Source organism: Arthrobacter zhaoguopingii (assembly GCF_009828595.1).
Taxonomy (GTDB): Bacteria; Actinomycetota; Actinomycetes; order Actinomycetales; family Micrococcaceae; genus Arthrobacter_D; species Arthrobacter_D zhaoguopingii.
Genome location: NZ_WPNY01000008.1, coordinates 45,007 through 66,310, shown reverse-complemented (window position 1 = coordinate 66,310; position 21,304 = coordinate 45,007). Strand labels below are relative to the sequence as shown.

Genomic DNA, 21,304 nt, shown 5'->3' with positions numbered 1-21,304 from the left:
ACCGCCGCGGTTGCCGGGATGGGCCGGCCGCCGGTCAGCCCGCTGCCGGTGGAACCGGTGAGGCGGTCACCACGACGTTCTTGCCCCAGGGGTCCTCGGTGTAGCAGCTGATGATGACGAGGCGGTTCGGGACGATGTTCCAGATGTCGCTGGTCTTCAGCGTGTCTTTGTCATGCGTGGTGATCGAGTCGACGGTGTAGCGCAGGGTGCCCGTCTTCGTCGTGACACTCACCGTGTCACCGACTTCCGTGTGGGTGCTGAACCGGTCGAAGGGCGCCTCCCTGCCCTCCCAGCTGTGCCCGGTGATGTAGGTCGTATTGACCGACCCGGCGCCCGGGGTGCCGTAGGAGGAAAGCCAGTAGCCCTCGTCGGTGAACGGCGGCACGATCGACTGGCTCGCCACTTCGGCGGCGGTGGGCTGCAGCGGGAGCACCGCGACGTCGATGCCGGCGGCCTCCACCTGAATGTGGGTGGGAGCTGCGGCGGCCGGCCCGGCGGGTGCCTTGGGGGGCGCCTTGGCGGGGGGCGTGACGGGGGGCGTGACGGGGGCCGCGCTGGGAGCGGCAGGGGCGCTGGTCGCCGAGGGGGCCGGAGTGGGCGTCGAGGTGGGGCGGTCATCACCGGCCGCCGACGATCCCTGCTGCAGCTGGGGAAGAAGCACCAGCAGGACCAGCATGAGCGCCGCGGCCGCGCCCAGGAGTGCAACGAGGGTCCGCCGGCGCCTGCCCTGCTGCGGATGCCCTGACGGGGTCGGTTCCGCGGGTGCCGGGGGCTCGTCGGGGTGCGCCGAGGGTGCCATGCTGCGCCTTTCAATCGGAGAGACCTACCGGTCCGCTCGGGACCGGTACTTCCGCATAGGGTACAGGCCCCGCGGCGGTTGTGGCGGAGGCCGGTGCCCAGGCAGGTCGAAAAGGCAGCCGGTCAGACGGTGTAGGACACCCCGGCGACGGCGACGGCGAGCTGCCCGCTGTAGCGCGAGCGCGCCTCGCCGATCGAGACATTGGCGTCGTTCCACACCGGCAGGTGGGTGAGCAGCAGCCGCTTGGCGGCGGCGGCCTCCGCCATCTCACCGGCTCGCAGGCCGGTCAGGTGCACCCCGCTGATGCCGTCGTCGCGCCCCTCCTGGAACGCCGCCTCGCACAGGAAGAGGTCGGCTTCGGCCGCCGCCTCGATCAGGCCCTCGCACGAGTCGGTGTCGCCGGAGTAGGTCAGCACGCGGGTTTCGGGCACCCCGTCCGCGTTCGGCTCGGTGACCTCGATGCGCAGGGCGTAGGCCTCCTCGGCCGGGTGCAGCACCGCGAAGGGGGTGATGCTGAAGGGCCCGAGCCGGACCGCGGTGCGGTCCTGCCAGGAGTGGAACTCGAAGTCCTCGTGCATGCCCGGGTTAAGGGCCAGGCCGTACGCGGTCGCCATGCGGTCGGCCGTCGCCGCCGGGCCCCAGACGGGGATCCGCTCCCGGCCCCAGCCGGCGGGATCCCAGTGGACGGCGACGTGGAGCCCGCACAGGTCCATGCAGTGGTCGGGGTGGAGGTGGCTCAGGAAGACCGCGTCGATCTGCCGCAGGTCCATATACCGCTGCAGGGCCCCGAGGGAGCCGTTGCCGAGGTCAAGCAGGATCCGCCAGGTCCGGCCCTCGGCCTCGGCGGTGATCAGGTAGCACGACGCGGGCGACTGCGGGCCGGGGAAGGAGCCGCTGCAGCCCACGATCGTCAGCTTCATCGCGGTCCACCGGAGGCCGTGATCATGTCCGGGGTGATCCTCGCCAGGCTTCCCGTCGGGTACTGCGCGGCGACGTGGTCGACGTGCTGGACGCTGAGCACCTCGGGACCGAGGAAGCGCCGGGCGAGGACTTCGAAGCTCCCGGCGTCACCGGTGGCCAAGAAGCGGTGGACGGCCGGACCGCTGCCGCTGCTGAGCAGGTCGTGGGAGACGAGGGCGCGGTAGACGTCCTTGGCGGTCTCCTCGGCGCTGGAGACCAGACTGACGCTGTCCCCCATCACGTATGAGATGACACCGGTCAGCAGCGGGTAGTGGGTGCAGCCGAGCACCACGGTGTCCACGCCGGCACGCTTCAGCGGCTCAAGGTAGCGCTTCGCGGCCGAGAGCAGCCCGGGCCCGGCGGTGACCCCGGCCTCGACGTACTCGACGAACTCCGGGCACGCGGCCGAGGTGATCCGCAGGTGCGGGGCGGCGGCGAAGGTGTCCTCGTAGGCCCGCGAGCCGATGGTGGCAGAGGTTCCGATGACGCCGATGTCCCCGCTGCGGGTGGCCGCCACCGCGCGCCGGACCGCGGGCTGGATCACCTCGATCACGGGGATGCCGTACCGCGCCGTGTAGCGTTCCCGGGCGTCGCGGAGCACCGCGGCGGAGGCCGAGTTGCAGGCGATGACGAGCAGCTTCACGCCCGAGTCGACGAGCTCGTCCATGACGGCGAGCGCGTGGGCGCGCACCTTGGCGATCGGCAGGGGACCGTACGGGCCGTTGGCCGTGTCGCCCACGTAGAGGATCGATTCATTGGGCAGCTGGTCGATGACGGCGCGGGCGACCGTCAGGCCGCCGACTCCGGAGTCGAAAATACCGATCGGCGCCCCGATCTTGCTCAAGGGCGATGTTCCCGCAGGCTCTGAACTCATAATCTACTGAGAATAGGGTGTGTCGGGCCCGGACACTAACGGATTCCGCGTGGGATCCATCACATCCGCCCGGGAGCCCGCGGCTACCGGGCGGTGCGGGTGCTGCTGAGCAGTGCCTGCAGCAGGGACTCCTGGAGCCAGGTCAGGAAGTTGTACACCAGCGCCAGGTACGCCTCGACGTCCTCGGCGTCGGCGAAGTCGTCGATCCCGTGGAGGCGGGCGGCGTCCTCGTCGGTCTCGATCCCCAGCCGGTCCGCCAGCACCAGCCGGACGTCGTTGAAGGCCTGGGCCATCAGCCGCCCCTGCTCGGGATTCAGGGTCACCGGGTTGTTTTCGATCAGCAGGGCACTGCTGCGGAGCGCTCCGATCTTCTGCTCCCGCAGGGAGCGCTCGGTGAGCCGGCGGAACTCGAGCGCCTCGGCGTCGTCGTCCCGCACCGCGTCGGGCAGCAGCCGCTGCAGCGCCGAATCCTCGGGCCGTGCCGCCTCGGCGTCGACGCCCACCATCGCGGCCAGCGGATCGGTGCTGGGGGCGGTGTCCGGTTCGAGCATGGTGATGATGTCGCTGAACAGGGTGCCCAGCAGGCGCACCTCACCGGGCTCGAAATGCCCGGTGATCCCGCGGCGGGTTGACTTGAAGGGTTTCGCCATGGGGCCCTACTCGCTTCCGGCTTTTTCGAAGGTGGCCCACAGTCCGAAGGAGTGCATGGCGACGGTATCCCGCTCGGCCTTTTCCCTGCTGCCGGTGGCCACCGCCGACCTGCCCTGCTCGTGGACCTCGAGCATCAGCTTGCGCGCCTTGGATTCGCTGTAGCCGAAGTAGGTCTGGAAGACATAGCTGACATAGGTCATCAGATTCACCGGGTCGTTCCACACCACAACGACCCAGGGCTGGTCAAGGCCGGCCTCGGAACGTGTCGAGGCCTCATCCCGCGCACGGGTATCGGTCGCAGTGCCAAGTGTCATGTACCTCATTCTAAGATGCGCCGCGGACCCGGGCGGCCCCGGTACTCACAAAGCGAACGCACGGCTAATGTTTTGACTGTGACTTCTCCCAGCAGCGCTCCGGCGCCCCGGCAGCCCAACACCGCACTGTTCACCGACCAGTACGAGCTCACGATGCTGCAGGCGGCCCTGCACTCGGGTGCGGCCCACCGCCGCTCGGTCTTCGAGGCCTTCGCCCGCCGCCTGCCCGACGGCCGCCGGTACGGCGTCACCGCTGGCACCGGCCGCCTCCTCGAAGCGCTCGCCGCGTTCCGGTTCGGGGATGACCAGCTGGGGTTCCTCTCCGACAATTCAATCGTCGACGACAAGACCCTGGACTGGCTCGCCGGCTTCTCCTTCACCGGCGACATCTTCGGCTACGCCGAGGGTGAGGCGTACTTCCCCAACTCGCCCATCCTGATCGTCGAGTCGACCTTCGCGGAGGCGTGCATCCTTGAGACCCTCGTGCTCTCGGTGCTCAACCACGACAGCGCCATCGCCTCTGCGGCCTCCCGCATGACCAGCGCCGCCGCGGGCAGGCCGTGCATCGAGATGGGCTCCCGGCGCACCCACGAGGAGTCGGCCGTGGCCGCCTCCCGGGCGGCGATCATCGGCGGATTCGCCAGCACCTCCAACCTTGAGGCCGGGCGGCGCTACGGGGTGCCGACCGTGGGCACCGCCGCCCACTCCTTCACGCTGCTCCACGACACCGAACGCCAGGCCTTCGAGGCGCAGGTCCAGGCCCTCGGCCGGGGCACCTCCCTCCTCGTCGACACCTACGACGTCGAGCAGGGGGTGCGCACCGCCGTCGAGGTGGCCGGCCCTGAACTGGGCGCGGTGCGGCTGGACTCGGGGGACCTGGTGACCCAGGCCCGCTGGGTGCGCGAACTGCTCGACGATCTGGGCAACACCAACACCCGGATCGTGGTGACCTCCGACCTCGACGAGTTCGCCATCGGCCTGCTGGCCTCGGCCCCCGTTGACGCCTACGGCGTCGGCACCTCGCTGGTGACCGGCTCGGGCGCCCCGACCGCCGGAATGGTCTACAAGCTCGTCAGCCGCGAGGACAACAACGGCACCTTTGTCTCCGTGGCCAAGGCCGCCAAGAACAAGGCCTCCGTGGGCGGCCGGAAGTACGCCCTTCGCCGGCTCGACGAGAACGGGACGGCCACCGCCGAAGTGGTGGGCATCTCCGCGTCGCCCTCCGACGACGGCAACGACCGGCCCCTGCTGCAGCAGCTGGTCAAGGGCGGCGAGGTCCTTCCGGGCTGGACCGGGCCCGAGGGCGTCCAGCGGGCGGCACTGCGCCACTCCGAGTCCGTCGCCGAGCTCCCGGAGTCGGTGCACCGGCTCCAGCGCGGCGAGCCTGCCATCCCCACCGAGTACGAGGAGACCCTTCCATGACGCGTGCACTGATCATCATCGACGTCCAGAACGACTTCTGCGAGGGAGGATCCCTCGCGGTGCAGGGCGGCGCCGAGGTGGCGGCCGCCATCAGCGACCACGCCGACGCCCGCGCCGCCGACTACGACTACGTCGTCGCGACCCAGGACTGGCACATCGATCCGGGCCCCCATTTCTCCGAGACCCCCGACTTCATCGACTCCTGGCCCGTCCACTGCGTGGCCGACACCCGCGGGGCGGACTTCCATCCCGACCTCGACACCGAGAACATCGACGCGGTGTTCCGCAAGGGCCAGTTCGAGGCAGCCTACTCGGGCTTCGAGGGGGTCCTGGCCCCCGAGGACGAGGTTCCCACCGGGGAGCGCAAGCTCGGGGCGGCCCTGACCGAACCCGATGAGACACCGCTGAGCCTCGACGACTGGCTGCGCGACCGGGACGTTGACGAGGTGGTGGTTGCCGGTCTCGCCGCCGACTACTGCGTGCGCGCCACCGCCCTCGACGCCGTGGCCGCCGGCTACTCGGTGTCGGTGCTGACGGGCCTGACGCGGGCCGTCCACGCCGGAAGGCTTGAGGACACCTTCGATGAACTCGTAGCGGCAGGGGTCGAGGTCCAGCGCTGAGCACCGTGCTTCGGCACCTGTGACCGCGCTCCGGCACCCCTTGCCCGGGGTGCCGGAGCACGCGGGAGGAACTATTTCCGCCCGATGAACCAGTCCTGGAGCTTCTTCAGCCGGCGCTGCAGCTGCTCCTCGTTGGCCTGGGCCACCGCCGGGCCGCCGCAGGCCTTGCGCAGTTCGGTGTGCACCACGCCGTGGGGGGTGCCGGTCCGCGCCGACCAGGCCGAGACGTTCTTGGCGAGCTGCCCACGCAGTTCCGTCAGCTGCCGGTGGTCGGGCACCGCGGGGTCGGCCGGTGCGGGCTCGGGGGCGCGTCCGCGCCGCCGCGACTGCTGCTCCTGCTGCCGCTGGCGGAGCAGCTGCCCCACCTGGTCGGCGTCAAGGAGCCCCGGGATGCCCAGGAAGTCGAACTCCTCCTCGCTGCCCATCTCACCGCCCGTGCCGAACTCGCCGCCGTCGAAGAGCACCCGGTCGAAGGAGGCCTGGGACTCGAGGGCTTCGAACATCTGCTTGGTGAGCGAATCGGAGGCCTTCTCCTCGCGGTTCGCCGCCTCCATCAGGCCCTCCTCGAGGGCGAAGCCGTCCTCCTCCCCCGTCGTGGGGCGGTCCAGGGCATGGTCGCGCTCGGCCTCGAGCTGGTTGGCCAGGGCCATCAGGTTCGGAACCGAGGGCAGGAAGATCGACGCGGTTTCGCCGCGGCGCCGCGCACGCACGTACCGGCCGACGGCCTGGGCGAAGAAGAGCGGCGTCGCGGTGGAGGTGGCGTACACCCCGACCGCCAGGCGCGGCACGTCGACGCCCTCGGAGACCATGCGGACTGCGACCATCCAGCGCGTGGTGTCGGCGGAGAATTCCTCGATCTTCGAGGAGGCCTTGACATCGTCGGAGAGGATGACCGTCGGGGATTCCCCGGTGATCTTCTTCAGCCGGCCGGCGTAGGCGCGCGCGTCGTCGTGGTCGGTGGCGATGACGAGGCCGCCGGCGTCCGGCACGGTCCGCCGCACCTCGGTGAGGCGCTTGTCGGCCGCCGCCAGCACCGCGGGAATCCACTCCCCCGCCGGGTTCAACGCGGTGCGCCAGGCCTGGGCGGTGATGTCCTTGGTGACCGCCGCCTCGCCGAGGGACGCCGCCATCTCGTCGCCGGTGCTGGTGCGCCAGCGCATCTGGCCCGAGTAGGCCATGAAGATCACCGGGCGCACCACGTGGTCGCGCAGCGCCTGGCCGTACCCGTAGGTGTAGTCGGAGCGCGAGCGGCGGATGCCGTCGCCGTCCTCGACGTACTCGACGAACGGAATGGCCGCGGTGTCGGAGCGGAAGGGCGTTCCGGTCAGGGCGAGCCGGCGGGTGGCCGGCTCGAAGGCCTCACGGATCCCGTCGCCCCAGGACAGGGCGTCGCCGCCGTGGTGGATCTCGTCGAGGATCACCAGGGTCTTCGCGGCCTCGGTCTTGGCCCGGTGCAGCATGGGCTTGCTGGCCACCTGGGCGTAGGTGACGGCGACGCCGATGAAGCCGTTGCCGTGGCGGCCGTCGGCGTTCTTGAAGTTCGGGTCGATGGCCAGGCCCACCCGCGCGGCGGCGTCGGCCCACTGGCGCTTGAGGTGGTCGGTCGGCGCCACCACGGTGACCCGGTTCACGATGCCCCGCTCGACGAGCTCGGTGGCGACCCGCAGGGCGAAGGTCGTCTTTCCCGCCCCGGGGGTGGCCACGGCGAGGAAATCCTGCGGCGAATTGGCGAAGTACTTCTCCAGGGCCTCGCTCTGCCACTGCCGGAGCTTGGGTGCCGTGCCCCACGCCGCTCGCTCCGGGTAGGCGGGCGGCAGGGCTGGGCCGGCCCCGAACAGGGTGTCACTACTCACGCCGGGACAGTACCTTCCATTGACTTCTTGGTGTCCTTCGTGGGGCCGGCCTTGGGTGCCTGTGCCCCTCTCAGACCGGAAACTATACCTGCTGCCGCGAACAGGCACAGAGCCAGCCAGATCGCAACAAACACCTCGACGCGCCCCGGCGCCGCGGGATCGCGCAGCAGGGCGAAGAGGGTGCCGGCCCCGGCCGTGCCGGCCACCCCACCGAGCTGGTCGGCGATCTGCAGCGACGCCGAATTGCGCCCCTGTTCGGCCTTCGGTGAGAGCGACAGGACGAGGACCGAGGTGCTCGAGAGGGTCATCCCCATGGCCATTCCGGCGAAGGCCCAGATGAGGATCAGGACCGGAAGGGGCGCCTGGGCCCCCGAGGCGAGGGCGAAGCCGCCCAGGGTGAGCGAGAGGAGGGTCGAGCCGGCCACCAGCAGCCACTGGCGGCGGAAGCGCACGCGGGTCTGCAGGAAGGCCCCGGCGCTCCAGCCGAGGGCCCCGGCGCTCAGGGCCAGCCCGGCGGTGGGCGCGTCGACGCCGCGGGCGCTGACGAGCATCAGGGGGATGAACGCCTCGGCGCCGAAGAAGGCGACGTTCACGAGGCCGCGGGTGCCGATGATGCTCGGCAGGCCCCGGCCGAAACGCAGGGTGCCGCGCGGCAGCAGCCCCGGGAGGGTGATGAACACCGCCGCCAGTCCGACGGCGGCGAGGGCCACAAGCAGGCCCGTCGCGGCGGCACTGTTGCCGTCGGCCGCCAGCCGGATAACGGCCCACTGCACGGCGAATACTCCGCCCGACAGCCCGAGGCCCCGCAGGGCGCGGCGCCAGCCGGCGCCGCCGGTTCCGCCGGGGGCGGGGTCCGCCGGCGGGCCCAGGGAGCGGATCCGGGGAGCTACAACCAGGCCGGCCGCCGCGACCAGCGGGGCCACTCCGAGGAACACCCACCGCCAGTGCAGTTCCTCGGCCACCACCCCCGCCACGAGGGGCCCCACCAGCGAGGGCACCACCCAGGCGGCCGAGAGCCAGCCGAAGACCACGGGCTGCGCCCCGGCAGGGAAGGCCCGGCCGATCACCACGTACACGGCGACGATCAGGAAGCCGCCGCCGAGCCCGGAGACCGCCCGTCCTGCCGTCACCACCCAGAACTCCGGCGCGGCTCCGGACAGGAGCAGGCCGGCGATCATCAGGGCCATGCCGACCCTCAATGCGGGGCGCGGCCCCTTCCGGTCCGTCCAGGACCCCGCGAGGACCGTGCCCAGCAGGGAGGCGGTGAGGTACATCGAGAAGGCCAGGCCGTAGCTGGCCTCCCCGTCGAGCTCGTCCGCCACCGCGGGCATGGCGGTGGCGACGGCCATGGCCTCGAAGGCGGCACAGGTGATGATTGCGATCAGCCCGAACGTCAGCGGGCGCAGGCGTGCCGCCATTGCGGATTCGGGCGCGGGGGTATCCGTCATGGCACCTCACGCATCGTTGCTTCCCTCCCGCGCGGCGCAGGAGGCGGTGGGGCTGGACACCGGCCCGGAGGCCTACTTCGGCGTGTCGTCCTTGCCGGGGCGCAGGCCGTTGTAGATTTCCTTGCACTCGGGGCAGACCGGGAACTTCTCCGGGTCGCGGCCCGGCGTCCAGACCTTGCCGCACAGGGCGATGACGGGCTCTCCGGTGAGTGCCGACTCCATAATCTTTTCCTTGCGCACGTAATGCGCGAAGCGCTCACTGTCGCCCGGCTCCACCTCCTGGCGCTGTTCCTCCCGCTCGAGGGTGGCGGTCGAGCCGGCGCCGGGGCTGTCCAGGGGGTCGTTGGCAAAGGGGTCTGCGGGCATCGTCATGGAACCAGTCTACCGCCGGCCCCCTGCCGGTTACCTGGTCCGGCCGAAGGATCCGGCCCGCTGGTACTGCGGCACCGGGGCGAGCTCGCGCTTCAGGACGTGCGCGGCCCGGAGCCACCAGTGGGGGTCGCGCAACGCGGCCCGGGCGATCAGGACGACGTCGGCCTTCCCCTCGCGGATGATGCCTTCCGCCTGCTCCGGGTCGTCGATCAGGCCGACGGCGCCGGTGGGAAGCCCGGCCGCCCGCACCGTCTCGGCGAACTCCACCTGGTAGCCCGGACCGACGGGGATCCGCACATGCGCCACCGCTCCGCCGGAGGAGACATCGACGAAGTCGACCCCGTGCTCGGCGGCCTTCGCAGCGAGCCGCGCCGATGCGGCACCGTCGAGGCCCCCCTCGACCCAGTCGGAAGCGGAGATGCGCAGGAGCAGCGGCATCTCGGCCGGGATGTTCCTGCGGACCTCGTCGATGACCTCCAGCGTGAGGCGGAACCGTGCCTCCTCGGAGCCTCCCCAGCCATCGGTGCGGGTGTTGACCAGCGGGGTCAGGAACTGGTGCAGCAGGTAGCCGTGGGCGCCGTGGATTTCGACGGTGTCGAAGCCGGCCTCCACGGCACGGCGGGCACCCTCGCCGAAGTCGCGGATCACCGCGAGGATGTCCTCCTCGGTCATCGCCCGCGGGGCGGCATAGCCGTCGAAGGCCTCGCCGGTGGGGCCGAGTGTTTCCCAGCCGCCCTCGGCCTCGGGCACCGACCCGTGAAGCCTGCTGAAGGGCCAGTAGGTCGAGGCCTTCCGCCCGGCATGGGCGAGCTGGATCCCGGTGAGCGTGCCGGGCGTCCCCTGGGTGTGGATGAAGTCGGTGATGCGGCGCCAGGCGGCGACCTGCTCGGCGTTGTAGATACCGGCATCGCGCGGGCTGATCCGTCCCTCGGGGCTGACCGCGGCGGCCTCCGTGATGATCATCGCCGCACCGCCGGTCGCAAACTGGCCGAGGTGCACCAGGTGCCAGTCCGTCGGGACCCCGGGGGCGCCGACCGGATCGCAGGAGTACTGGCACATCGCGGCCACCCACCCCCGGTGGGGCACCGTCAGCGAACGCAGGGTGATCGGGTCGAACAGGCCGGGGGTGGTCGTGCCGGAGGCGGTGGTGCCGGAGGTCATGGAGTCCTAACGAAAGTGGTGTTGCGGAACGGCCGGCGAGGCGGCCTAGAAGAGCGCCCGGGCGAGGGCGGCCCGGGCCTTGGTGACGCGGGGGTCGGTGGGGCCGACGATCTCGAACAGTTCGAGCAGCCGCTTCCGGGCCGTTTCCTTGTCCTCGCCGGCGCTGCGGGCCGCGAAGGAGGTGACGCGTGCGAAGGCGTCCTCGACGTGTCCCCCGCTCAGGTCGAGGTCGGCGACGGCGAGCTGGGCCTCGACGTCGTCCGGGCGCTCGGCCCCGGCGGTGCGGATCGCGACCGCGTCGGACCCTTCGAGGCGCTGCATGAGTTCGACCTGCGCGAGGCCGGCCTTCGCGTCGGCGTCGGCCGGCTGTTCGGCCAGTGCCCGGCGGTACGCCGCGGCGGCCGCGGCGTAGTTCCCGGCCTCGATGGCGTCGAAGGCCTCCTGGTGCAGCGGCGGCAGTTCGGGTTCCGGCGCTGGCGCCGCGGGCGGCGCCTGTGCGCCGTCGTTGAGGGTGCCGGTGACCCCGTTGGCCTCGGCGACCTTGAGCAGTTCGTCGATGAAGGCGCGGATCTGCTCGGCCGGCAGCGCTCCCTCGAACATGGGCACCGGCTGGCCCTTGACCACCGCCACGACGGTGGGAGCGGCCTGCGCCTGGAACGCCTGAGCGATCTGCGGCTGGGCCTGGAGGTCGGCCTTGGCCAGCAGGAACCGGCCGTCGAAGTCGATGGCAGCTGCCTCGAGGACGGCGCTGACCTGGGCCGACTGCTCACTCCAGGAGGCACCGAGGTCGACGATCACCGGAACCGAGGCGGACAGCTGGATCAGCTGCGGGAACGTCTGCTCGGTCACCTGGACGATGTACGGGCTGGCGGCGGCGGGCCGGTCCGCGGCCGGCCGGGCCGCCGCCTCCGCGCGGGCCTTGACGGCGGCGAGGTCGACGGCGCCGTGAAGGTTCATTGACGGCGGCACGTTGCCGCGGCCGGCTGGTGTGGACAATGGCTTGCCTTTCGGATCAGGAGTTCGTGAACGGGGGTGCCGGAGGCGTCTACTTGAGCTTGGCGGCCAGCAGCTGCTGCGCGGCGCCGATCACGCGGATCTTGTCCTTGCTGCCCGCCGGTGGTACGTACATCATCACGGCCTCACCGTAGTTGACGTCAATTCCTTTTTCGGTCTTTTCCCGGCCGGTGAGGGTCTCGTAGATCGTCCCGTTGAGGTCGATGGAATCGCCCCTGCCCTTCGGCACGCTCGAGTAGGTGTGCTTGAGGTATCCAAAGACGACGGCGCCGCCTTCCTCGGTGCCCAGCGCCCGGGTGTTCGGCGCCTGGGCGACGTGGCGGAAGGAGATGGTGGCCGCGGCGTTGTCCCGATCGGCCACGACACCCGACTGGAATCCGGTAATGGCGTCGGCGAAGGAGTTGGCCTCGAAGGTTCCCTTGTGCTTGCCCTTGGGCGAGGTCAGGAAGTCGGCGATGGCGGCCACCGCGGTCTGCGGTGCCATGGCGAGCCCTTCGTCGGCGTCGGGCGCCAGTTCCTTGAGCGCGCCGTCGGCCGCGGAGGCCGGGAAGGTGGTGCCCGGAAGCATCTGGATTGCGGAGACCAGCTTGTAATTGGTCCGCGGATTGTCCTGGGTCAGCACCAGTGCCTGCGGGACGGGGTTCCCCTCGCCCTTGGTCAGGGCCACAACCGTGCGCGGCCACTCCCCGGCGGTGGGGATGATGCGGGTGAGCACCGGTGACCCGGCCACCGGCGCGGGGGCCGAGGCCTTCTTGTCCTTGGCGCGCACCGCGTATCCGGCGGTGCGCAGTTCGAGCGCCGCACCGCCGGCGCGGGGTTGGAGCAGCTTCGAGTCGGCGGCGGCGTCGGCCTCGGCGACCGTGGTCGCGACGGACTCAAGGATGCGCTCGAGTTGGGATTCGAGCACGGCCGGGGCACCCGGCTTTGCCGTCCCGGAGCCGCCCCCGGGGGCTTTGGTCTGCTGCTGGACTGCCGGCTGCGCGGCGGCCGGGCCTGCCACGGCCGTTCCGGCCAGCAGTACTGCGGCGGCCGCGGCCACCGGGTGGACCATGCGGCGCGCACGGACCCCGCGGTCCGCGAGGGCGCGCTGCTGGCGGAGGTAGGCCCGCGAACCCTCGGGCGCCGGGGTCGGGCGGCCGCGGCCGGATCCGGTGCTGCGCGGGGAGATGAAAAGCAGTGCGATCCCCAGGACCGCGAGGAGGGCGCCGGCGACGATCAGGGGCACGGCCAGCGGTGTCGAGGCGTCGTTCGGCTCGGTGATGGAGATGTCCGAGGGCGCAGCGGCGGTTCCGTCGGATACGAGCAGGATGGAGAAGTCACCCTCGGCAGGGTTGATCCAGCGATGGGTCACCGAGCCCTCCGCCGTCTCCTCGCTCGTCCACAGGTCCGCGCCGCGGGGATCGGGCACGGTGGCCTCGCCCTCGGCGAACTCCGTCGTGAGCTCCTCGTCACCGACGCCGGTGACCCGCAGGTGGGCTGCGTCGCCGACCCACGCGTCGACGTCCGCCGCCCTGCCCACGGCAAGGGTGAACGGACCGCCGCTCTTCACGGTGATATCGACGTCGCCTGCGTCGTCGTTCCGGGCGGCGGCGTCGATGACCGTCACCGGCCCGGCCTCCGCCCCGGCGGGCACGCTGAAGGTCACCGTCTCCGGTGGGGCCCAGAACGTGCGCTGGCCGATGCCAATCAGCATCAGCAGCACGCCGGCAATAATGATCGGGACTGCAGTTTTCACGCGCACGCGGGTACCTATTCGTTGTCGTGTGGAGCGGACCTCCCGATCCGCGGCGCACCGCCGGCCGTCCGCGGGCACGCACGGGCCAGGCTGCACTTTCTCTCGATTTAGTCTTCCCATGGTAGCGAAGTTGCCCGTGGGGAACTGATTCATGTGTACCGGCTCACTCCGCTCCGGCGCCAGCGCCCGCCGCCCGGGGCGCACCACGGCCGCCCGGAGTGCGCGGAAAGGCCTGCCTTCCCCGAAGCCCGGCTGTAGTGTTTCGCTTGTGATTCAAAGTGGAATGCAGCACCAGTGAAAGCAGACCGCAGCGTGACGAACAATGAGGAAGTGCCGGTCAACGCGCCCCTGCCGGGGCCGGACGGCGAGTCGGCGGTCCATAACGGCGACGGCGGCGGAATCGACCCTGCCGGCAGCGGAGCCGACCCTGCCCTCGCCCAGGGCCGGATGGCTGCGCTGTTCACCCGGCTGCGGCGGCCGATCCCCGGGGCCCAGCCGCGGCGGCGGTTCGAGTTCCCGCCCGAGGTGGACCCGCTGCCCGTCCCCGTCGACCCCTCGGTGCAGCTCACTGACGAGCGGCTGAAGTTCGGCGGGCTGCCTCCCCGCTCGATGCGCCAGCACCCGATCCACTTCGGGTTCATGGCCAGCGTCGGGGCGGGCCTGGCACTGCTCGCCTACTTCATGATCATGAACGTCGGGCAGCTGCTGCTGTGGATCGGGGCGGCCCTGTTCATCGCCCTGGGACTCGACCCGATCGTGAGGTGGCTCGACGAACGCGGGGTGCCGCGCCCCGCCGGCATCACCCTGTCCCTGACGGTTCTGGTGGGCCTGGTGGTGGGGTTCTTTGCCACGCTGATTCCCACCATCGTGAACCAGACCTCCCAGATCATCGAGCGCGGCCCGGCCTACGCCCAGACCTTCCTCAACTCCGACTTCTTCCGCACCGTGGACCGGCAGTTCCAGGTCCGTGACCGGGCCTTGGTGGAGATCAACAACTTCTTCGCCGAGGACGGCATAGTCAGCGGGATCTTCGGCGGCGTCCTGGGGGTGGGTACCGTCATCCTGAACGGCCTGTTCGGCACCCTGATCGTGCTGGTCCTGACCCTTTACTTCCTGGCCTCGCTCCCCTCGATGAAGAAGTGGGCCTACCGGCTCGCACCCCGGTCGCGGCGGGCCCGCGTGCAGTCATTGTCCGAGGAGATCACCCGCAGCGTGGGCATGTACGTGATCGGGCAGGCCTGCGTGGCCCTGCTCAACGGCGCGTTCGCCTTCATCGTCATGTCCATCGCGGGCGTGCCGTTCTCGGTGCTGCTGGCCTTCGTCGTCGTCCTGCTGGCGTTCATCCCGCTGGTGGGGGCGCTCATCGCCGCCTGCTTCGTCAGCCTGGTGGCCCTGACCGTCGGGTGGCAGACCGCGCTGCTGTTCGCCATCCCGTACCTCGCCTACCTGCAGTTCGAGGCCTACTTCATCTCCCCGCGCATCATGCAGCGGGCCGTGGCGGTCCCCGGCGCTGTCGCCGTCATCGCGGTGATCGCGGGAGGCAGCCTGCTCGGCGTACTCGGCGCCCTCATCGCCATCCCCACCGCGGCGGCGATCATGCTGCTGCTCAAAGAGGTCTTCATCGCCCGGCAGGACCAGCAGTAGGGGCGCCGGCCGGCGCTCAGGAGGCGGTGGCCGCCTCGCCCTCCCACTGGGTGGGCAGCGGTGAGGCCTGCCCGGGAAGGACGACCTCGACGATCTCGTTCAGCGCCCGGGCAGCGTACTTCTCCCCCACCCACAGGTGCTTGGCACCGTCGACCGGGGTCACCACCGCCTGCGGAACGGCGGCGAAGCGTTCCTGCGCGGCCGGCGGGCGGAGGTAGTCGTCAAGCTCGGGGACCAGCACCGTCAGGGGCAGTCCCGAAGCGGCCCAGGTGTCCAGGTCGGCGTCGTCAGCACGGTGGAGCGGCGGGGAGATCAGGACCGCGCCTTCGATGTGCTCGGCGACCTGGTCGGAGGCGCCGTACTTCAGGCACAGCTCGGTGCCGAAGGACCAGCCCACGAGCCAGATGTTCTTCAGGCCCTGGTCGACCGCCCACCGGACCGCCGCCTCGACGTCCAGGCGTTCGGCGCCGCCGCCGTCGAAGGTTCCCTCGCTGCATCCCCGCGGAGAGCAGGTGCCGCGCGTGTTGAACCGCAGCACGGCGATCCCGGCGAGGGCCGGCAGCCGGAAAGAGGCCTTGCGGAACAGGTGGGAGTCCATGAACCCGCCGTGGGTCGGCAGCGGGTGGAGGGTGACCAGGGTCGCCTTCGGCTCCCCGTCCAGGGGTGCGGCGAACTCGCCGACGAGCGTCAGTCCGTCGGCGGTCTTCAGCTCGATGTTCCGCCGCTCGGCGGGCAGCACCGTCGAGGCGCGGATGTCGATCGGTCCGGTGCTTGGGGTGAACTCGTAGTCCTGGGGATCACTGGCCATTTCCCCATTCTAGGTGCCCGCCGGCGGGCCGCCCTCAGTACCGGTAGCTGCGGGTGTTCCAGCAGTGCACATGCCAGTGCCTGCGGTCCGCCAGGGCCGACTCCGCCCCGAGCAGCGAATCCTCACGCCACACCACGAGATGGGCGACCCCGGGCGGAATCACCCGGTGGCACCCGGGGCAGGTGTACTCCTTGGCCGCGTTGCGCTCGGTGATGCGGCGCACCGACCATTCGCCGTCCGGGGCGCTCACTCGCAGCGGAAAGCCGGCCCGTGCCCGCTCCAGGTCGAGCTCCGCCGGAACCGGCGCCGTGCCGCGGGAATGGCCCCTGGTGCGGCGGGGGCGGTTCGAGCGGGGCATGGTCCAAGTCTGCCCGAACTTCCGTCCGGGCCGAAACCCCGCCGGCGGCCGGGCCGGCGCGCCGCGGACACGCTCCGGGGCCGCCGGCCCGGCGGCCGGCCGCCAAACGGTACAGTGAAGCGTGTGCGTCTAGTCATTGCCCGCTGCTCCGTCGATTACATCGGCCGCCTCCGCGCCCACCTGCCGCTGGCCACCCGCCTGCTGATGGTCAAGGCCGACGGCTCCGTGCTCGTCCACTCCGACGGCGGCTCCTACAAGCCGCTGAACTGGATGAGCCCGCCGGCCTCGCTGCGCGTCAGCGCCCCCGACGAGGCCGACGCCGCCGAGGGGATCTCCGAGGTGTGGACCGTCCAGCACGCCAAGAGCGATGACCGGCTGGTGATCAATATCCGCGAGCAGCTCCACGAGTCCTCGCACGACCTCGGCGTCGACCCGGGCCTGGTGAAGGACGGGGTCGAGGCGGACCTGCAGCGCCTGCTGGCCGAGCAGATCACGCTGCTCGGCGAGGGCTTCACCCTGATCCGGCGGGAGTACATGACCGCGATCGGGCCGGTGGACATCCTGGCGCGCGACGGCTCGGGCGCCACCGTGGCCATCGAGCTCAAGCGGCGCGGCGACATCGACGGCGTGGAACAGCTCACCCGCTACCTTGAACTGCTCAACCGCGACCCCCTGATGTCGCCGGTGCGCGGCGTCTTCGCGGCCCAGCAGATCAAGCCCCAGGCCCGCACCCTGGCCGCGGACCGCGGCATCGACTGCCTTACGCTCGACTACGATGCGATGCGCGGCGTCGACGATAAAGAGTCCCGTCTGTTTTAGCAGTACGTCCGGCTCCGGCACGGGCCGGTTCCGGCGCATAGAATCGGACCATGGCCAACCTGCAGGGCACGTCCAACCACCTTTCCGGGCGGATGGTGACCGATTCGGGCATCATCGAGGACGCCGTGCTCAGCTGGGAGGGTTCACGCATCACCTACGCCGGGCCGGCCCGGCCGGCCGACGGGGCGGGCACCCCGCCGCTGCCCGAGGGAGCGCTGATCCTCCCCGGGCTGGTCGACCTCCACTGCCACGGCGGCGGGGGCGGCGACTTCACCTCCGGCAGCGCCGAGGACATCCGCACGGCCGTCTCCTTCCAGCACCGCCGCGGGACGACGACGCTGCTCGCCAGCACGGGCGCCGCCCCGGGCGAGGACTTCCTGGGGGCATTTGCGCTCCTGTCCGCCGCAGCCGATGAGGGCCTGATCGCGGGAATCCACGCCGAGGGCCCGTTCCTGTCCCCCGCACGCGCGGGCATGCACGACCCGGCTCATCTCCAGGACCCGGATGAGGGCCTGCTGACGGACCTGGCGGCCGCGGCGGGGGGCCATCTGATCTCCATGACGTACGCCCCGGAACTCGAGGGCACCGACACGCTCGTCTATGACCTGGTCACGCACGGGGTCATTCCCGCCATCGGGCACACCGACTGCACCGCCGAACAGGCCTCCGCCGCCCTCGACCTGATCAATGAGGAACTCGCCTCGACCGGTTTCGACGGGTTCAGCGGCCGGCCCATGGCCACGCACCTGTTCAATGCGATGCCCGCCATCCACCACCGCTCCCCCGGGCCGGTCCCGCTGCTGCTCGAGCGGGCGCGCGCCGGGGAGATCGCCGTCGAGCTCATCGCCGACAACGTGCACCTGCACGCCGACACCGCACGGATGGCCTTCACGCTCGCCGGACCGGCCAATATCTGCCTGGTCAGTGATTCAACAGCGGCCGCGGGGCGGGAGGACGGGGTGTTCCGGCTGGGCCGCAGTGAGATCACGGTGCGGAACGGCGTGGCCCGCAGGGGAGGGTCCGAGGCGCCGGCCGGTGGGACACGGACGCTGCTGGAGGTGGTGCGCTGCGCAGTGGAGGCCGGCGTGGAGCTCCACGATGCCGTGGTTTCGGCGTCGGCGGTCCCCGCCGGCGTTCTTGGGCTGGCCGATGAACTCGGCAGCCTGCGCCCCGGCCTGCGCGCCGACGCGGTGATCGTCTCCCCCGGGCTCGACCTGCTGGGGGTTCTGAGGGCCGGGGTCTGGCTGAAACTGCCCTGACGCCAGGGGCTGCTCAGCGCCAGGTGCCGATGCCGATCACCGGACCGGCCTCAAGCCAGGAGGACAGGCCCGCATAGACCGGATATTTCATGGCCAGCTGCAGCTCGGAGCCTTCGTAGGCCAGCGTGACCACGATGCAGCCGGGCAGTACGCGGCCATCCTCGGCCTCGGTGGGCTGGCGCCACCCCTTGAGCTCAAGCGAGCTGCGCAGGTAGCGGTGGGGCGGCACGGGGCTGAGCGACATCAGCCGCAGCCATTCGAGGTGGGTGTCCGTATAACGACAAACCCCCATCCGCCACCCCTTGTCGGGGAGGCGGATGGAGGCGTCGAAGGTACCGAGCGTCCGGCCCAGCTGGTAACGGCGCAGCAGGAACGCGCCGACCAGCAGGACCAGCACGCCGAAGACGGCCGCAATGAGAATCAACAGCAGACTCAGACCGTCCATGGTGGTGGTGTCAGCGGTTTCCCGCGGAAACCGAATCGCCGATCGTGGCGTTGTCGGCAACGATGACCACACGGTTGCTGTCGACGGAGAAGAATCCGCTGTCGACCGCCACCACGACGCGCTCACCGCTCACCGGCTGGATGGCAAGTTCGCCTTCCCCGAGCAGGGCGAGCACCGGAGAGTGACCGGGAAGGATCCCGATCTCGCCCTCGCTGGTGCGTGCCTTGACCATGGTCGCCTGGCCGGACCACACGAAGTGGTCGGCCGCGACGATTTCGACTTCGAGCTCTGCAGAGGCCATGAGCTTTACTTTCCGGTCCGCTCTTGGATCTTCGCCCACTGGCGCTCGACGTCGTCGAGCCCGCCGATGTTGAAGAACGCCTGCTCGGCGATGTGGTCGAGGTCACCGTTGCAGATGGCGCTGAAGCCTTCGATGGTGTCCTTGATGCTCACGGTCGAGCCTTCAACGCCGGTGAACTGCTTGGCGGTGTAGGTGTTCTGCGAGAGGAACTGCTGGATGCGGCGCGCACGGGAGACGACGATCTTGTCCTCTTCGGACAGCTCGTCGACACCCAGGATCGCGATGATGTCCTGGAGTTCCTTGTTCTTCTGCAGGATCTGCTTGACCCGGACCGCGGTGTTGTAGTGGTCGTGGCCGATGTACTGCGGATCCAGGATGCGCGAGGTCGACGCGAGCGGGTCGATGGCCGGGTACAGTCCACGTGAAGCGATTTCGCGGGAGAGCTCGGTCGTCGCGTCGAGGTGCGCGAAGGTGGTTGCCGGCGCCGGGTCGGTGTAGTCGTCGGCGGGGACGTAGATCGCCTGCATCGAGGTGATCGAGTGGCCCTTCGTCGAGGTGATGCGCTCCTGCAGGAGGCCCATCTCGTCGGCGAGGTTCGGCTGGTAGCCCACGGCCGAAGGCATGCGGCCTAGCAGGGTCGACACCTCGGAACCGGCCTGGGTGAAGCGGAAGATGTTGTCGATGAACAACAGCACGTCCTGCTTCTGGACGTCGCGGAAGTACTCGGCCATGGTCAGGGCCGACAGCGCGACGCGCAGGCGCGTTCCCGGCGGCTCGTCCATCTGGCCGAATACGAGCGCGGTGTCCTTGAGCACGCCCGCCTCTTCCATTTCGACCCAGAGGTCGTTGCCCTCGCGGGTACGCTCACCCACACCGGCGAAGACGGAGGTGCCGCCGAAGTTCCGGGCGACACGGGTGATCATTTCCTGGATGAGGACGGTCTTGCCGACGCCGGCGCCGCCGAACAGGCCGATCTTTCCACCCTTGATGTAGGGGGTGAGCAGGTCGATGCTCTTGATGCCGGTCTCGAGCATCTCGGTCGAGCCCTCGAGGGAGGCAAATGAAGGAGCCTTGCGGTGGATGGGCCAGCGCTCGGTGATCTGCAGGGCGGATTCCTCGACGTCGAGGGGCTTGCCCAGCACGTTGAAGATGTGGCCCTTGACGCCGTCGCCGACGGGCACGGAAATCGCCGAGCCGGTGTCGTGCACCACGGTGCCGCGGACGAGTCCGTCGGTCGCCTGGAGCGAGATCGCCCGGACCAGGTTGTCGCCGAGGTGCTGCGAGGTCTCAAAGGTGATCATGTGCGTCTCACCATTGAGGGTGATCTCGCAGGTCAGCGCGTTGTAGATTGCGGGGATCGCGTCAGCCGGAAACTCGACGTCGACAACCGGGCCAATGACACGTGCAATACGGCCGGTAGCTCCGGGGGCAACTGAGTCCGTACCGTGTTCAACAGTCTGGGCAGTCATCTCTCTCACTTCATTTACGTAGATGGCGTGGAACTAAGTTTATCTTGTGGATCAGGAGGCGCTGAGCGCGTCGGCGCCGGCAACGATCTCCGAAAGCTCCTGCGTGATCTCCGCCTGGCGGGCGGTGTTCCTCAGGCGCGTGTACTTCTTGATCAGTTCGGTGGCGTTGTCCCCCGCCGACTTCATCGCCCGCTGACGGGCGGCGAGTTCGCTGGCGGCTGCCTGCAGCAGAGCCGCGAAGATCCGGGACTCGATGTACCGAGGCAGGAGGGCATCAAGGACACGCTCCGGCTCCGGCTCGTACTCGTAGAGCGGCAGCAGATCCGAGGCATTCGAGGTTTCCTCTTCAACGACCTCGAGCGGAAGCAGCCGGATGACTGTTGGCTCCTGCGTCACCATTGAACGGAAGCGCATGTACACAACGTGGATCTCGTCGACGCCGCCGTCTTCGTAGCCGGTGATGAATTCGTCGACGAGCGCGGTGCCGATCTCACGGGCGGTGGCGAACTCCGGCGCGTCGGTGCCGCCGGTCCAGGCCTTCTCGTAGGAACGGTTGCGGAAGTCGAAGTACGCCTGTGCCTTCCGTCCGACGAGGAACGACTTCACTTCCTTGCCCTCGCTGCGGAGCATCTCGAGCAGCGATTCGGCCTGCTTGAGCACGCTGGCGGAGTATGAACCGGCAAGGCCGCGGTCCGAGGTCATGATCAGCACCGCGGCGCGGCGCACCTCGGTGTGCTCGGTGGTCAGCGGGTGGTCGATCTCCGACTGCGACGCCACTGCGGAAACGGCACGGGTGATCGCATTGGCGTAGGGCAGCGACGCCGCGACGCGGGTGCGCGCCTTGCCGATGCGAGAAGTCGCGATCAGTTCCATCGCCTTGAAGATCTTCCGCATCGAGGTCGTTGAGGAGATCTTCTGGCGGTAGACCCGAATCTGGGCTCCCATACTTGTCCTTTCCTTCGCTCCCCGTCCGGGGAA

General features: G+C 70.1%; 22 protein-coding genes. 5 read left to right on the top strand and 17 right to left on the bottom strand.

Features of this window, described 5'->3' with window-relative positions; translation table 11 throughout:
- Positions 1-34 precede the first annotated feature (34 nt).
- The 5 genes from GVV86_RS11790 to clpS all read right to left on the bottom strand — a co-directional run bounded on the left by GVV86_RS11790 (position 35) and on the right by clpS (position 3,598).
- Positions 35-799, bottom strand: coding sequence for a class F sortase (locus tag GVV86_RS11790; protein WP_159802912.1), 765 nt, complete (start codon positions 797-799; stop codon positions 35-37).
- Between the two features lie 122 nt (positions 800-921).
- Positions 922-1,719: an MBL fold metallo-hydrolase gene (locus GVV86_RS11785; RefSeq protein ID WP_159618473.1), complete on the bottom strand. Its 798-nt coding sequence runs from the start codon at positions 1,717-1,719 to the stop codon at positions 922-924.
- Positions 1,716-2,633, bottom strand: coding sequence for a glutamate racemase (gene murI, locus GVV86_RS11780; RefSeq protein ID WP_159802911.1), 918 nt, complete (start codon positions 2,631-2,633; stop codon positions 1,716-1,718). The genes GVV86_RS11785 and murI overlap by 4 nt, the downstream gene beginning before the upstream one ends.
- An 83-nt stretch (positions 2,634-2,716) precedes the next feature.
- Entirely contained in the window at positions 2,717-3,283 is a 567-nt protein-coding gene (locus GVV86_RS11775; protein WP_159618477.1) for a DUF2017 domain-containing protein, read from the bottom strand.
- A gap of 6 nt (positions 3,284-3,289) precedes the next feature.
- Positions 3,290-3,598 carry an ATP-dependent Clp protease adapter ClpS gene (clpS, locus tag GVV86_RS11770; protein ID WP_159802910.1) on the bottom strand — a complete coding sequence of 103 codons (309 nt, stop codon included), beginning with the start codon at positions 3,596-3,598 and terminating at the stop codon, positions 3,290-3,292.
- A 78-nt stretch (positions 3,599-3,676) separates the two neighbouring features.
- Between clpS and GVV86_RS11765 the strand changes: the two genes are divergently transcribed.
- Both GVV86_RS11765 and GVV86_RS11760 read left to right on the top strand, forming a co-directional pair.
- Positions 3,677-5,020 carry a nicotinate phosphoribosyltransferase gene (locus tag GVV86_RS11765; protein ID WP_425483359.1) on the top strand — a complete coding sequence of 448 codons (1,344 nt, stop codon included), beginning with the start codon at positions 3,677-3,679 and terminating at the stop codon, positions 5,018-5,020.
- On the top strand, positions 5,017-5,640 hold the full coding sequence (locus tag GVV86_RS11760; RefSeq protein ID WP_159802909.1) for an isochorismatase family protein: 624 nt from the start codon (positions 5,017-5,019) through the stop codon (positions 5,638-5,640). The genes GVV86_RS11765 and GVV86_RS11760 overlap by 4 nt, the downstream gene beginning before the upstream one ends.
- A 71-nt stretch (positions 5,641-5,711) precedes the next feature.
- Here GVV86_RS11760 and GVV86_RS11755 read toward each other — a convergent pair whose 3' ends face one another.
- From GVV86_RS11755 to GVV86_RS11730, 6 genes are all read right to left on the bottom strand, one after another.
- A complete protein-coding gene (locus GVV86_RS11755) occupies positions 5,712-7,493 on the bottom strand; it encodes a DEAD/DEAH box helicase (RefSeq protein ID WP_159802908.1) in 1,782 nt (593 codons plus the stop codon).
- Positions 7,490-8,941 carry an MFS transporter gene (locus GVV86_RS11750; RefSeq protein ID WP_159802907.1) on the bottom strand — a complete coding sequence of 484 codons (1,452 nt, stop codon included), beginning with the start codon at positions 8,939-8,941 and terminating at the stop codon, positions 7,490-7,492. The genes GVV86_RS11755 and GVV86_RS11750 overlap by 4 nt, the downstream gene beginning before the upstream one ends.
- A gap of 72 nt (positions 8,942-9,013) precedes the next feature.
- Positions 9,014-9,313 (bottom strand): DUF3039 domain-containing protein, encoded by a 300-nt coding sequence (locus GVV86_RS11745; protein ID WP_120165215.1) that lies wholly within the window; start codon positions 9,311-9,313, stop codon positions 9,014-9,016.
- A 30-nt stretch (positions 9,314-9,343) separates the two neighbouring features.
- On the bottom strand, positions 9,344-10,474 hold the full coding sequence (locus GVV86_RS11740) for an NADH:flavin oxidoreductase/NADH oxidase (protein WP_159802906.1): 1,131 nt from the start codon (positions 10,472-10,474) through the stop codon (positions 9,344-9,346).
- A 45-nt stretch (positions 10,475-10,519) separates the two neighbouring features.
- Positions 10,520-11,470 carry a tetratricopeptide repeat protein gene (locus GVV86_RS11735; protein ID WP_159802905.1) on the bottom strand — a complete coding sequence of 317 codons (951 nt, stop codon included), beginning with the start codon at positions 11,468-11,470 and terminating at the stop codon, positions 10,520-10,522.
- A gap of 49 nt (positions 11,471-11,519) precedes the next feature.
- A complete protein-coding gene (locus GVV86_RS11730; RefSeq protein ID WP_159618484.1) occupies positions 11,520-13,223 on the bottom strand; it encodes a DUF8094 domain-containing protein in 1,704 nt (567 codons plus the stop codon).
- A 447-nt stretch (positions 13,224-13,670) separates the two neighbouring features.
- Here GVV86_RS11730 and GVV86_RS11725 point away from each other — a divergent pair, with 447 nt between their 5' ends.
- Positions 13,671-14,867, top strand: a complete 1,197-nt coding sequence (locus GVV86_RS11725) for an AI-2E family transporter (protein ID WP_159618602.1) — start codon at positions 13,671-13,673, stop codon at positions 14,865-14,867.
- A 16-nt stretch (positions 14,868-14,883) separates the two neighbouring features.
- Here GVV86_RS11725 and GVV86_RS11720 read toward each other — a convergent pair whose 3' ends face one another.
- Positions 14,884-15,675 carry an alpha/beta hydrolase gene (locus tag GVV86_RS11720; RefSeq protein WP_159618485.1) on the bottom strand — a complete coding sequence of 264 codons (792 nt, stop codon included), beginning with the start codon at positions 15,673-15,675 and terminating at the stop codon, positions 14,884-14,886.
- Between the two features lie 34 nt (positions 15,676-15,709).
- Positions 15,710-16,033: a hypothetical protein gene (locus GVV86_RS11715; RefSeq protein WP_159618486.1), complete on the bottom strand. Its 324-nt coding sequence runs from the start codon at positions 16,031-16,033 to the stop codon at positions 15,710-15,712.
- 123 nt (positions 16,034-16,156) lie between these two features.
- Here GVV86_RS11715 and nucS point away from each other — a divergent pair, with 123 nt between their 5' ends.
- Positions 16,157-16,852: an endonuclease NucS gene (gene nucS, locus GVV86_RS11710; RefSeq protein ID WP_159618488.1), complete on the top strand. Its 696-nt coding sequence runs from the start codon at positions 16,157-16,159 to the stop codon at positions 16,850-16,852.
- A 50-nt stretch (positions 16,853-16,902) separates the two neighbouring features.
- Positions 16,903-18,111, top strand: coding sequence for an N-acetylglucosamine-6-phosphate deacetylase (locus GVV86_RS11705; RefSeq protein WP_159618490.1), 1,209 nt, complete (start codon positions 16,903-16,905; stop codon positions 18,109-18,111).
- Between the two features lie 13 nt (positions 18,112-18,124).
- On the opposite strand, the gene GVV86_RS11700 is transcribed toward GVV86_RS11705, so the two are convergent.
- The 4 genes from GVV86_RS11700 to GVV86_RS11685 are packed head-to-tail and all read right to left on the bottom strand — an operon-like array spanning position 18,125 to position 21,271.
- A complete protein-coding gene (locus tag GVV86_RS11700; protein WP_159802904.1) occupies positions 18,125-18,556 on the bottom strand; it encodes a DUF2550 domain-containing protein in 432 nt (143 codons plus the stop codon).
- 10 nt (positions 18,557-18,566) lie between these two features.
- Positions 18,567-18,857: a F0F1 ATP synthase subunit epsilon gene (locus GVV86_RS11695; RefSeq protein ID WP_159618494.1), complete on the bottom strand. Its 291-nt coding sequence runs from the start codon at positions 18,855-18,857 to the stop codon at positions 18,567-18,569.
- Positions 18,858-18,862: 5 nt separating this feature from the next.
- Positions 18,863-20,326 carry a F0F1 ATP synthase subunit beta gene (gene atpD, locus GVV86_RS11690; RefSeq protein WP_159618496.1) on the bottom strand — a complete coding sequence of 488 codons (1,464 nt, stop codon included), beginning with the start codon at positions 20,324-20,326 and terminating at the stop codon, positions 18,863-18,865.
- A 51-nt stretch (positions 20,327-20,377) separates the two neighbouring features.
- The gene (locus GVV86_RS11685) at positions 20,378-21,271 is read right to left on the bottom strand and encodes a F0F1 ATP synthase subunit gamma (RefSeq protein WP_159618498.1); all 894 of its coding nucleotides are present in this window, start codon (positions 21,269-21,271) and stop codon (positions 20,378-20,380) included.
- Positions 21,272-21,304 lie beyond the last annotated feature (33 nt).

Excerpts from the sequence above, each read along its gene's own strand:
- GVV86_RS11790 (WP_159802912.1), bottom strand. The coding sequence starts at position 799 with ATGGCACCCTCGGCGCACCCCGACGAGCCCCCGGCACCCGCGGAACCG.
- GVV86_RS11785 (WP_159618473.1), bottom strand. The coding sequence starts at position 1,719 with ATGAAGCTGACGATCGTGGGCTGCAGCGGCTCCTTCCCCGGCCCGCAG.
- murI (WP_159802911.1), bottom strand. The coding sequence starts at position 2,633 with ATGAGTTCAGAGCCTGCGGGAACATCGCCCTTGAGCAAGATCGGGGCG.
- GVV86_RS11775 (WP_159618477.1), bottom strand. The coding sequence starts at position 3,283 with ATGGCGAAACCCTTCAAGTCAACCCGCCGCGGGATCACCGGGCATTTC.
- clpS (WP_159802910.1), bottom strand. The coding sequence starts at position 3,598 with ATGACACTTGGCACTGCGACCGATACCCGTGCGCGGGATGAGGCCTCG.
- GVV86_RS11760 (WP_159802909.1), top strand. The coding sequence starts at position 5,017 with ATGACGCGTGCACTGATCATCATCGACGTCCAGAACGACTTCTGCGAG.
- GVV86_RS11750 (WP_159802907.1), bottom strand. The coding sequence starts at position 8,941 with ATGACGGATACCCCCGCGCCCGAATCCGCAATGGCGGCACGCCTGCGC.
- GVV86_RS11745 (WP_120165215.1), bottom strand. The coding sequence starts at position 9,313 with ATGACGATGCCCGCAGACCCCTTTGCCAACGACCCCCTGGACAGCCCC.
- GVV86_RS11740 (WP_159802906.1), bottom strand. The coding sequence starts at position 10,474 with ATGACCTCCGGCACCACCGCCTCCGGCACGACCACCCCCGGCCTGTTC.
- GVV86_RS11725 (WP_159618602.1), top strand. The coding sequence starts at position 13,671 with ATGGCTGCGCTGTTCACCCGGCTGCGGCGGCCGATCCCCGGGGCCCAG.
- GVV86_RS11720 (WP_159618485.1), bottom strand. The coding sequence starts at position 15,675 with ATGGCCAGTGATCCCCAGGACTACGAGTTCACCCCAAGCACCGGACCG.
- GVV86_RS11715 (WP_159618486.1), bottom strand. The coding sequence starts at position 16,033 with ATGCCCCGCTCGAACCGCCCCCGCCGCACCAGGGGCCATTCCCGCGGC.
- GVV86_RS11705 (WP_159618490.1), top strand. The coding sequence starts at position 16,903 with ATGGCCAACCTGCAGGGCACGTCCAACCACCTTTCCGGGCGGATGGTG.
- GVV86_RS11700 (WP_159802904.1), bottom strand. The coding sequence starts at position 18,556 with ATGGACGGTCTGAGTCTGCTGTTGATTCTCATTGCGGCCGTCTTCGGC.
- GVV86_RS11695 (WP_159618494.1), bottom strand. The coding sequence starts at position 18,857 with ATGGCCTCTGCAGAGCTCGAAGTCGAAATCGTCGCGGCCGACCACTTC.
- atpD (WP_159618496.1), bottom strand. The coding sequence starts at position 20,326 with ATGACTGCCCAGACTGTTGAACACGGTACGGACTCAGTTGCCCCCGGA.
- GVV86_RS11685 (WP_159618498.1), bottom strand. The coding sequence starts at position 21,271 with ATGGGAGCCCAGATTCGGGTCTACCGCCAGAAGATCTCCTCAACGACC.